The organism is Paracoccus sediminilitoris, from assembly GCF_003259195.1.
Lineage (GTDB): Bacteria > Pseudomonadota > Alphaproteobacteria > Rhodobacterales > Rhodobacteraceae > Paracoccus > Paracoccus sediminilitoris.
In genome coordinates this window covers 21192-31738 of sequence record NZ_QJPK01000032.1, presented here as the reverse complement: position 1 = coordinate 31738, position 10547 = coordinate 21192, and the positions used below count along the sequence as shown (strand labels likewise).

The window sequence follows — 10547 nt, the reverse complement described above, 5'->3', positions numbered from 1 at the left end:
TAAGGCCATGGCTTCAGTTCGCTTGGAGGGCGATCACCCACGCAAAACCCAAGCGGAATTCGAGGAGGCGAACCAGCATATCGACTGATACGCCTAGCCCTTGGTTACGGCAGAGCAACCCCGTCGCTGATAGCTACTTCGGCACTGACAGGCGGCTATGGGCTCTTCGCGTCGAAGATCCGCCCTCGTGCTGCTGGTCGCTATGCGGGACCAAGCGGGCTTCCAGCTGTCTGAGCATTGTAGGCCAACCTCTACCCTGTCGCCCGCCTCAGCTTCTCCACCCTCCGATCCCCTGCGAGGTCGGGTACTGCTGACAAGATCGCCCCGACGATCTTTTCCACCCCGTAGACCGGGCGCGTCACTTCCTCCGGTGCGATGCGATCGAGGAGAGTGAGCACCTCGAGCGGATGTCGCGCCGCCGTTGCTTCAATGCGGTGGAACCTAAGGGTTTCAGGCCAGTTTGGTAGGCCTCGGAGATGCTACTCAACCGCGGCTGACAAGCGGGGAACGTCTTCGCCGCCAGCGAGTGCCACATCAATGACAGCAACCATGACGGCCTGTGTTCGCAGCGCCGCTTGGCGCGGCCAGACTGCTTTGAAGAGATGAACGATCCGGTTACCGGGATCGACAGGGTGGCGACAAGCGGCAGGCGGCCGGTAAGGTCCACGCGCGGGTTCTCTATGGTATCAGGTTGGCTGGGGATGGTTGCGCGCAAAGGCGGTGGTGGTCAGAGCGACCAGGGGCGCGGTGGTGTGGCGGCGGTCCTGGAACCCCCTGCTGATGCGGATGTGGCGTGCCAGCGACAGATCGCGGAACAGGCGGATGCGGGGCGTATCGGGCAGGGCACGCCGCGTCGCGTAACCGGCCAGGAGGGCCTGGGCCGCAGGACCCGCCGCCGCGATATCGCCGGTGCCGCGCAGGGCGAATTCGTCCAGATGCGCCAGGAAATTGCCCAGGTCGATGGCCGGATCGCCCACCGCATAGAGATCCAGATCGACCAGCCAGATTTGCGCGTCGGCCACCAGCACCTGGTCAAAGTAGAAATCACGGTGGATGCCGCATTCGGGACCGGGTGGCAGGCTGGCCAACCGGTCTGCCGCCCCGCGCAGGATCGCTTGCAGCGCGCCTGCATCATGGGGCAACTGCGCGGCCGCCTGTGTCAGGGCGCGGTCCAGAACGGCCAGTTCGTCGGCATGGCTCCAGCGGCGATCGGTGGCCACCGGGGCGTCGTGCAGCTGCGCCAGCGCGGTGCCGATGCGCACCATGGCCCCTGCGTCCGTGGGATCGGGCGGCGATCCCGGCACCTCGTTCTGCAGCCACATGTTCATCGTGTCGACCGTGCCGCGGGCTTGCGGAACGCCGGTCCGGCCCTGGTGCCCGTCCAGCCCCGCCCCGCGCAGCGCGTCGTGCAGCGCCGGCATGCGCCGATCGATGCCCTTGGCGCGCAGCTTGCCGAGGATCGCCCCCTGGCGATCGTCGGCGGCATAGCGGACCAGCGCGCGGCGGCCCGGTTTGTGGCGGATCAGTTCGGGCGTGGTCCCGGTCATGTCCATCCCCGTCGCCCTACTCAACGCGGCCGGCGCGCGGCCCGTGTCCAGCGCTGCGGTCAGCTGCGGCATGGCGGGGTCGATCATCGGGGGGGACATGCCGCGCAGGCACCGTTCGGCCCGGTCCAGCAGGCTGCGGGCCCGCGCGGGCCAATCGGGATGGCGGGTGCGGAACCCTTCGGTCAGCAGCAGCATCAGGGCGCGGGCATGATGCAAGGCTAGCGTGTCGGGGGCGGGGCCATAGCCCTGCAACAGTGCCGTGCCAAGCCGGTCGGCCTGGTCCTGTGTCAGCAGACCGTCGATCACCTGCGCGTCCATCCGGGCCAGAAAGCTGCCCAGGTCGCGGGCCGGGTCCCCGCATCCGGCATTGTCCCAATCCAGGATCACCGGGTCCCCCTGGCCCGAGATCACCACCTGATCGGCGCTGAAATCGCCATGGACCAAGGTCGCATCGACGGCGCTGCGGCCCAAGCGCTGCGCCAGATCGGCTGCGATTGGCGCGGCGCGCGCGGCCAGATCGGCATCCAGCGCCGCCATGTCGGCGGCGGCGGTCAGAACGGACTTGGCATCACCCGAGGCCGTCCAGGCGGCGGCTGGCCGGAACGGATCGGCGTGCAGATCGGCCAGCGCCTGACCGATGCGGGTGCAGATGGCGGGGTCGGGGGCCTGGCCGGTCATTTCGGGGCAGACGGGCTGGCCGGGCACCCACCGGGTCAGTAGCGCGCGCAAACCGCTGTCGGCGCCCAGCAGCGGTGCCTGGCCATGTGCCATCGCGGCGGTCGCGCCGATCAGCGCACGGTCGAAGCCCGTGCCCTTCATGACCTTCAAAACGGCCTGCGGCTCTCCGTTCAGGTCGATCCGTGCGACTATCCGACGCCCCGGCTTGTAGCGCAGAAGGACCAGATCGCCCCGCGCCAAGTCACGCGTCACGCTCACGACGCGGCGCAAATGCTTGGGGCGGTGGTCGGGGTCCAGCACCCGCCGCAAACCGCGCAGGTGGCGGTCCAGCCGGGCCGGAATGACGATCATCCCGTGATCCGGCAGCATCACCACCGACGGCTCCTTGAGCCAGCGCGGCCGCCGGCTTTCTGCGGCATAGCGATCGGGTGGATAGGCATAGGCTGCCAGCGCTTGCCCATCGGCACTCAGAAAACCTGCGGTGCAGCTGATGCCGGGCTTGTAGCGCAAATAGGCCGGGCGCAGCGCCTGGCATCCCAAGGCCGCGGCCATCGCCTGCGCATCCAGCAGCAGCGGCAGCCCTGCCAGCCCCGGGTCACGGGCGCAGACCGCGCGATCAGCCGGCGACAGCACGCAGCGCCCCCCCATCCTGACCCCGACCCTGCAGCGCCCACAGGCGGGCATAGCGTCCGCCATGCGCCAACAGGTCTGCATGGCTGCCCTGTTCGGCGACCCGCCCCGCTTCCAGGAACACGATGCGGTCGGCACGCGCGGCCTGCGACAGGTCGTGGGTGATCAGCAGGCTGGTCCGTCCCCGCGCCAGCCGCCAGATCGCCTGGGTCACGGTCGTTTCGTTGCTGCTGTCCAGGCCGGTCGTCGGCTCGTCGAAGACCAGCACCGGGCAATGGCGCAGGGCGGCCCGCGCGATGGCGATGCGCTGGCGCTGTCCCGCCGACAGGGTCGCGCCCCGTTCGGCCACCTGCGCGTCATAGCCTTCGGGCAGCGCCGCGATGAAGTCATGGGCGTTGGCCAGGCGGGCGGCGGCCTCGATCTCGTCGCGGGTGACGTCGCGCCCGGCACCTAGGGCGATGTTGTCGGCCAGTGTGCCGCTGTACAGCACGGTTTCCTGGGGGACAAAGCCGATCTGGCGGCGCAGGCTGGTCATGGTGACATCGCGGATGTCCTGCCCGTCGATCAGGATGCGCCCGCCCGACGGGTCGTAAAGCCGCAGCACCAGCCCGGCCAGCGTGGATTTGCCCGCCCCCGACGGGCCGGTCAGCGCGACATTGCTGCCAGGCTCGATCTGCAGGCTGAAGTTGTCCAGCGTGGGCTGCCCGCTGCCATACCCGAAGGTGACGCGGTCGAACGTGATCCGGCCAGCATAGGCGGGGGCGGCCACAGCGCCCGCGCGGTCGCGGATGTCCGGCACTTCGTCCAGCAGCTGCACGACCCGTTCGCCCGCCGCACTGGCCTTGGCCAGCCGCGCGGCATATTTGGCATAGCCCCGGATGGGCCGGAACGTCGCCTTGAGATAGGTGAGGAATACCAGCAGATCGCCCGGCGTCAGCCAACCGCGCAGCACCTGCAGGGTGCCGAAATACAAGACCAGCGCGATGGCGCAGGCGACCAGCAGATCGACCAGCCGTTCCAGCCCCGCCGCGACCCGCTTGGCCCGCACGTCGCCCGACATGCTTTTGCCGTTGGCGCCCGAAAAGCTGTCGGCGGCGCGATCCTCGATCGACAGGGCTTGGACGGTCCGCATCGAGGACATCGCCTCGGCCGCGGTGGCGGCCATCTCGCCCTCGACCTTGCGCTGCTTGCGGCTGGCGGTCTGGATCTTCTTGCCGGCACGGATCGAGGCGAACCACAGCGCCGGCAGGGGCAGCAGCGCGATCAGCGCCAGCTGCCAGTCGACCACCATCATCACCGTGACCATGCCCAGCAGGACCAGCACGTTCGCGGTCAAGGGCAGGGCGGCGGTGACGGCGGTTTCCTTCAACATGGCGACGTCGCCGATCAGGCGCATGGTCAGATCGCCGGCCCTGGACCGGGTGTGAAAGCCCAGGGACAACCCCTGCAAATGGCGGAACAGATCGCCGCGAACTTTGGTCAGGACGCGGTTGCCGACGATGGCAAAGCCGATGGTTGCTAGGTACTGAAACAGCGCGCGCAGCCCGATGATGCCCACCAGCCCCACCGCGCAGAGGGTCAGAAGGACCATCGGGTCCAGCGCATCGATGGTCGACACGCCCGATCCGCCAACCTCGGCCAAGTTCGAGGGCACGACGCGGTCGATCACGAATTTCAGCGGCCAAGGCTCCAGCAGGCGCATCAGCGTGGCGGCGATCAGGGCTGCGGTCGCGCCGGTCAGCATCCTGCGATGGGGCCGCAGATAGGGCGCGAACCGGCGCAGCACGCGGCGCAGGCCCGGCAGGGATTCGGCCAGCGTTTCGGGGCGCGATTTGCCCATCACGCGGCCTCCAGTCCCGATGCGGTGGCCCGCGACAGGATGCGCGCCACGATACGGTCCCATCCGTGATGGGCCAGAACCTCGGCCCGGGCGCGGGCCCCCATGGCGATGCCTGCCCTGGGATCGCGCGCCAGCTCTGCCAGCGCCAGCGCCAGCGCCGCCGGATCGTCGGGCGGCACGAGGGCGCCAAGACGGCCGCCGTCCAGCACCTGCGCCAGGTCGCCCACGTCGCTGGTCACCACCGGCAATCCCGCCGCCATGTATTCGTAAAGCTTCAGCGGAGAGAAATAGAACGGCTGATCGCCCCGATAGGGGGCCGTCGCGACATTCATCCGCGTCAGCCAGCCGGGAATCTGGTCGGGCTGCACCGCGCCGGTCAACTGCGCGGCATCGGTCAGCGTCAGCTGATCCAGCTGCGTCAGGATCGTCGCGCGCTGCGGCCCGTCGCCCACGATCAGCAGCCGCGCGTCGGGAACGTGATCGCGGCGCAGCAGGGCAAAGGCCTCGACCAGGGTGGCGGTGTCGTGCCAGGGCTTGAGCGTCCCGACAAAGCCCACGGTGAACGGTCCCGACCGGGCGGGCTGGCCAACGAAGCGGGACGGATCGACGCCGTTGGGGATGACGGCGGTGCGGGCGGGCAGGGCGCCCAGATCGCGGGCGTAATCCACCACCGCCGGCGATACCGCGGCCAGCAGGCGTGCGGCGGCGAAGGCGCGGCGCGCGCTGGCCTCGGCGTCGGACTGGCGGACCATGCGGCGGTGGCGGCTGTGTTCGGCGATCAGCGGCGCGTTCACCTCCAGCGCAGAGGGGATGCCTGCGCGGGCCGCGAATTCCATCGCGCCATGGGCAAACAAGGCATGGCGTTCATAGATGAAATCGAAAGGACCGGTCCGCGCCAGGTCCTGGGCGACCGTGTCGTTCAAGGCCAGCGCCCATGCGGCACGGCCTTCGGCATCATCGCCCCGCGGGGCCGGGGGCAGGGGGTGCAGCGCCACCGCCGCGAACTCCGCCGGGGCGGTGATGCCAAGCTGCGGAGAAAACAGCGTCACTTGCTGCCCCGCCGCCAGCAATTCGCGCAGCACCGATTGCACATGGATCGAGGCACCCTTGGTGCCGAAGGGCGGAATGCCGGGGTCGGTGGTCACATAGGCGATGCGCATCACGCGGACCTCTGTTGCGGCAGGCCGGTGCCGGTGCCGGTGCCGGCGATCGCGTCGTGCCAGATCGCGCGCAGCCGGGCGGCATTCACATGCTGGTCGAATTCGCGCGCAATCAGCGCCCGGCCTGCGGTGGAAAAACCCTGCCGCAAGGCCGCGTCGTCCAGCATGCGCGCCAGCGCGGCGGCCAGCGCCTGGGGATCGCCCTCGGGGATGCAAAGGCCCGTTTCGCCGTCGCGGACCAGTTCGGGGATGCCGGTGACGGCGGTCGCCACGCAGGGCGTGCCCAAGGCCATCGCCTCCAGAAGGACGGTGGGCAGGCCGTCGCGATTGCCATCGCGACCCACCACGCAGGGGCAGGCAAAGACCGCCGCGTCGCGCATCATCTCGATCACCTCGGATTGCGGGCGGGGGCCCGCCAGGGTGACCGCCTCGCCCAGGTCGGCGGCGGCGATCTGGCCCGACAGATAGGTCGCCTCGTCCCCGCCGCCCACGATGGTGCAGCGCACGGTGCGGCCTTGGTCGCGCAGCAGGCGTACGGCCTCGATCAGGATGTGAAAGCCCTTCTTTTCCACCAGGCGGCCCACGGCCAGGATGTCGGTTGCGTCCGGGGCCGGATCGGCATGGGTGAACCGGTCCAGATCCAGCCCGTTATAGATGCGGCTGAGATTGCCCGCAGCCGCCCCGAAGCGCTGTTCCAGGAAATTGACGTTGTAATCCGACACGGTGACGACATGGGCCGCATCGCGCAGCTTTTCGTCCAGCCGGGTGTCTTCCTGATAGTCGAAATAGATGTCCTTGGCATGGGCGGTGAAGGTATAGCCTATCCCCACCAGGCGTGCGGCCAGCCGCGCCACGGTGGTGGACACGGTGCCGAAATGCGCGTGCAGATGTGCCACGTCCCGTTCACGGCAGGCCAAGGCCAGCTCCAGCGCCTGGGCGACGTCCTGGCCGCTGCTGTTCTTCATCTGGCCCAGCAGCGTCCAGGACGCGGCAGGCAGCCCGGACCGCGCCCGCATCATCAGGCGCCACAAGGCATCGGGGTTCTTCAACCGTTCGGTCAGCCGGGTGACGGGGGCGCGCACCTTGCCCAGGTTGTCCTGGAAATGCGTCTCCTCGACCGGGCGGAGCGAGAAGATCTCGATCGGCTGTCCGGCGGCCTCATGGGCCAGGATCTCGTTCACGATGAACGTCTCGGAATAGCGGGGATACCGCTTGAGGACGTAGCCGATCTTGGGCGGGGTCAGGGACATGGGATGCGGTTCCTTGTGACGGGGCTCAGGCCGGACGGCGCAGGGTGGATTTCGGGGCCAGCATCTGCGCCGCCATGTCCGTGACGCGGGACAGGCCGCCCAGATCGACGGTGGCCGGCGCGGCCTGGCGCGTGACGGCCCCTTGCAACCAGTTCCCGATCGCCGCAGGCGACAGCATATCGGGGTGGATCATCCAGGCGAGGCCGCGATCCTGCATGCGCTGCGCCCGGATCAGCTGTTCGGTGCGGGGCCGGACGCGGGGCACGACCAGCGCGGGAAGGCCAAAGGACATCATCTCGCAGGCGGTGTTATAGCCGCACATCGACACCAGCGCGGCAGCGCGGGCGGCCAAGCCCACGGGTTCGGCGATGAAATCGACGACGGTCAGATCGCTGCGCCCCTGCGCCAGCGCGGCGATGCGGGCCCGGTCGGCGGCGGACATCTGCGTCCCGGTGATCAGGATGCCCTGATGGCCCGCGGGCATTGGTGCCCCGGCGAATGCGGTGCACAGCGCCACGCCGTCACGCCCGCCCCCCACCTGGCACAGCACGAAGTGCCGCGCATCGCCCCCGGTCACCTGCATCGGATCGGCGCCCTGCGCGCCGGGGGACAGGCGGGCGCGCTGGTCCAGATAGCCGGTATAGGTCACCCGGGCGGACAGTTCCGCTCCCAGACCGTATTCATCGGCGGTGGGGAAGAAGTCCGGATCGCCATAGACCCAGATGTCATCGTAATGATCCTGCAGCGCTTCGAAATTGCGCTGGCGCAGCCATTGCTGGCGCATGACCGACGGGCGGTCGATGATGTCGCGCAGGCCCAGCACCACGCGGGTGCGGCCCGACCGCTTCAGCGCGCGCAGGGTGGGGGCCAGTTCGTATTGCGCACCGCGCGGGACATTGTCGACGATCATCAGGTCGGGACGGAAATTCTTGACCGCCGCCCGGATGGTCGCCGCGCGCATGTCACACAGCGCATCGACCCCGATGCCTAGGTCGCGGGCATGATAGCTGCCATCGGCGGCCTTGGCATAGGCCGGCAGCGTCAGGCAATCGACGCCTTGGGGCATGTCGAAGGCACCGGCCTCTCGCATGCCGGCGATCAGAAGCACCTCGGGGGCGTGGCCGCATTGGCGGATCGCCTGGGCCAGCAGCATGTTGCGGCGCAGATGCCCGAAGCCGAGCGTGTCATGCGAATAAAGCACGACCCGCGGTCGTTGCATCCGCTGCGGGTGCAGCGCGGTCGAAAAGTGCAGCGGGTCGGTGGGGGCGATCCGGGTCATCTTGCCCCCCTGGTCGGATGGGCGCAAATGAGCCGGTGATCGGCCCGCAGCAAGAAAAGGGTCGCGTTCATGCACATGACGGTGGTCCTCTGGTTCGCCCAACCGGGCATGAAGCCGTCATCAAGCTGACCATATCAGTCCGGCGGCCACATCGAACCAAAGTCCGATACACCAGCCGCATTGGTCCACATGCCCCATGGACCTCGGTCCGGGCGGGGCCTGCCCGGCGGAAAAATCCGGCACGGGCGCCGCTTTCCACGTTTGTCCAAAATATTGGTGCGCAACAGGCAGGTGCAAATAAGGAGACCATTGGAACCGTGCATGGGCGTTTTTCCGTCGATGGACTTAGGCTGATCTGCGCCATCATTGGGCATCGGACACGACCGGTCAGGACCGGGACACCATGAGAATCCGCACGAAAAATCATGCTGAGTCACCTGACGGGCCTGGTGGCGGTGACGCTTGTCTGCCTGGGGATCATGGTCGGGCGAACCCGACGCGCCCTGAGGCGGGCTGGACCGTGTCGCGCAGATGGAAACCAAGGTGCCCCAGATCGACGCCGCGCGGTTGCAGATCCAAGCGCATCTGCGATCGGGTCAGCGCGCCGAAGCGATGCAGGTCTTCAACACTGAGATCTATCGCCAGCTGGAGCTGTTCGAGGAAGCGGCCATCCGTAAATTGCGCGAACGGTCCGAGGCGCTGGTCGCCAGCAATGACCGGCTGCGGTCGGTGGATGCCAGCCGCGCCAACTTCTTTACCGATATCAGCCATGAACTGCGCACGCCTCTGACCATCCTGCGCGGTCAGGCCGAAATGGCGACGCGCGCTGCCGATGCCGATGCCGATGCCGGGGTGATGCGCCATGCGCTGGGCGACATCGTGCAAGGCCGACTAGATGGGACGGCAGATCGATGACCTGCTGTTCCTGGCGCGGTCGGAATCGGGGTCGATCATGGTCAACCGGTCGCGGATCGTGCTGCAGGATATCGTGCACGACGTGCTGCTGGACGGCCAGAACATGGCGATGCGTCCCGGTATCCGCATCGGTCCCAGCCAGCCCAGTGAACTAGTCGAGATGCGCGGCGATCCCGACCGCCTGCGTCAGGCGATGCTGATCGCGCTGGACAATGTCATCTGCTTGGCCCCCGCCGACACCACCGTCAGCCTGGAGCTGGCTCAGTCGGAAGGCCACGCCCATATCCGCGTCCGCGACCAGGGCCCCGGCTTTACCAGCGACGAACTGGGCAGCACCTTACTCGGTTCTACAGCGCGTGCCCGTCAGGGCCGCGATCGGGGCTTGGGCTGGGACTATCCATCGCGAAATAGATCGTGGACCAGCATGACGGCGCCATCCGCATCGACCGCGCGCCCTGCTGTGGCGCCGTGGTCGAGATCACCACGCCACTAGCGCTGAAGACCGTCGCATGACCGCCAATCGAATCCTGGTCGTCGAGGGCGACGCCGAGATCGCCGCCCTGCTGTCGGGTGGTCTGACGGTCGAGGGTTATCATGTAGATCTGGCCGATTGCGGCGAAGGCCTGGACGAGCGGCTGAGCGCCGGCGCCTATGACCTGGTCGTGCTGGACCGGATGCTGCCCGATGCCGACGGGGCAGAGCTGTGCTAGGTGATCCGCGCCGCATGTCACGACGTGATGATTCTGATGCTGACGGCCAAGGACGTGACGACCGAAAAGCTGAAGGCCCTGGGGGCGGGTGCAGACGACTAGATGACGAAACCCTTCGCCTTCGAGGAATTGCTGGCCCGCATCGCGGTCCTGCTGCGCCGCTCGCCTGCCCGCCACGACCGACCCGTGCGCATCGTGATCGGCGATCTGCGTCTGGACCTGAACACCAAGACCGCCACGCGCCGCGACAGCGATCTGGAACTGACCGCGACCGGGTTTTCGCTGTTGCGGTTTCTGGCCGAACGCCCTGACCAGGTCCAGTCCCGCATCGACATCCTGAAAGGTGTCTGGGGCTATAATTTCGACCCGCAGATTACCATCCTCGAGGTCTATATCGCCTTATCTGCGCAGGACGCCTGACAAGGACGACGACACGCAGCTGATCCGCAACCAGCGCGGGTTCGATACAGCTTTCCATGTCCTGACGCAGAAAGCGGACCGGGCAGATGACAACGCCCCCCTTGAAGGCCAAGCTGCC

The 10547-nt window shown here is 67.9% G+C and carries 9 protein-coding genes; 4 read left to right on the top strand and 5 right to left on the bottom strand.

The genetic code is table 11. From position 1 onward, the window contains the following. Positions 1 to 686: 686 nt before the first annotated feature. From DKT70_RS16185 to DKT70_RS16165, 5 genes are read right to left on the bottom strand one after another with little or no spacing between them, the layout of a single operon-like run. Complete coding sequence (locus tag DKT70_RS16185) at positions 687 to 2858, bottom strand: aminoglycoside phosphotransferase family protein (RefSeq protein WP_158530119.1); 2172 nt, start codon at positions 2856 to 2858, stop codon at positions 687 to 689. Continuing rightward, positions 2842 to 4695 (bottom strand): ABC transporter ATP-binding protein, encoded by a 1854-nt coding sequence (locus DKT70_RS16180; RefSeq protein ID WP_111560112.1) that lies wholly within the window; start codon positions 4693 to 4695, stop codon positions 2842 to 2844. Before DKT70_RS16180 ends, DKT70_RS16185 begins: the two co-directional genes overlap by 17 nt. Further along, entirely contained in the window at positions 4695 to 5855 is a 1161-nt protein-coding gene (locus DKT70_RS16175; RefSeq protein ID WP_111560111.1) for a glycosyltransferase family 4 protein, read from the bottom strand. Before DKT70_RS16175 ends, DKT70_RS16180 begins: the two co-directional genes overlap by 1 nt. After that, positions 5855 to 7105: a glycosyltransferase gene (locus DKT70_RS16170; RefSeq protein WP_111560110.1), complete on the bottom strand. Its 1251-nt coding sequence runs from the start codon at positions 7103 to 7105 to the stop codon at positions 5855 to 5857. Before DKT70_RS16170 ends, DKT70_RS16175 begins: the two co-directional genes overlap by 1 nt. A 25-nt stretch (positions 7106 to 7130) precedes the next feature. Beyond that, positions 7131 to 8384 carry a glycosyltransferase family protein gene (locus DKT70_RS16165; protein WP_111560109.1) on the bottom strand — a complete coding sequence of 418 codons (1254 nt, stop codon included), beginning with the start codon at positions 8382 to 8384 and terminating at the stop codon, positions 7131 to 7133. 531 nt (positions 8385 to 8915) lie between these two features. Between DKT70_RS16165 and DKT70_RS16160 the strand changes: the two genes are divergently transcribed. The 4 genes from DKT70_RS16160 to DKT70_RS16145 all read left to right on the top strand — a co-directional run bounded on the left by DKT70_RS16160 (position 8916) and on the right by DKT70_RS16145 (position 10429). Continuing rightward, positions 8916 to 9299, top strand: coding sequence for a histidine kinase dimerization/phospho-acceptor domain-containing protein (locus DKT70_RS16160; RefSeq protein WP_111560108.1), 384 nt, complete (start codon positions 8916 to 8918; stop codon positions 9297 to 9299). Next, complete coding sequence (locus tag DKT70_RS16155; RefSeq protein ID WP_111560107.1) at positions 9280 to 9792, top strand: sensor histidine kinase; 513 nt, start codon at positions 9280 to 9282, stop codon at positions 9790 to 9792. Before DKT70_RS16160 ends, DKT70_RS16155 begins: the two co-directional genes overlap by 20 nt. A gap of 16 nt (positions 9793 to 9808) precedes the next feature. Then, complete coding sequence (locus tag DKT70_RS16150; RefSeq protein WP_111560106.1) at positions 9809 to 10009, top strand: response regulator transcription factor; 201 nt, start codon at positions 9809 to 9811, stop codon at positions 10007 to 10009. Between the two features lie 102 nt (positions 10010 to 10111). After that, positions 10112 to 10429: a response regulator transcription factor gene (locus tag DKT70_RS16145; RefSeq protein ID WP_111560105.1), complete on the top strand. Its 318-nt coding sequence runs from the start codon at positions 10112 to 10114 to the stop codon at positions 10427 to 10429. Positions 10430 to 10547 lie beyond the last annotated feature (118 nt).

Excerpts from the sequence above, each read along its gene's own strand:
- DKT70_RS16180 (WP_111560112.1), bottom strand. The coding sequence starts at position 4,695 with ATGGGCAAATCGCGCCCCGAAACGCTGGCCGAATCCCTGCCGGGCCTG.
- DKT70_RS16175 (WP_111560111.1), bottom strand. The coding sequence starts at position 5,855 with ATGCGCATCGCCTATGTGACCACCGACCCCGGCATTCCGCCCTTCGGC.
- DKT70_RS16170 (WP_111560110.1), bottom strand. The coding sequence starts at position 7,105 with ATGTCCCTGACCCCGCCCAAGATCGGCTACGTCCTCAAGCGGTATCCC.
- DKT70_RS16165 (WP_111560109.1), bottom strand. The coding sequence starts at position 8,384 with ATGACCCGGATCGCCCCCACCGACCCGCTGCACTTTTCGACCGCGCTG.
- DKT70_RS16160 (WP_111560108.1), top strand. The coding sequence starts at position 8,916 with ATGGAAACCAAGGTGCCCCAGATCGACGCCGCGCGGTTGCAGATCCAA.
- DKT70_RS16155 (WP_111560107.1), top strand. The coding sequence starts at position 9,280 with ATGGGACGGCAGATCGATGACCTGCTGTTCCTGGCGCGGTCGGAATCG.
- DKT70_RS16150 (WP_111560106.1), top strand. The coding sequence starts at position 9,809 with ATGACCGCCAATCGAATCCTGGTCGTCGAGGGCGACGCCGAGATCGCC.
- DKT70_RS16145 (WP_111560105.1), top strand. The coding sequence starts at position 10,112 with ATGACGAAACCCTTCGCCTTCGAGGAATTGCTGGCCCGCATCGCGGTC.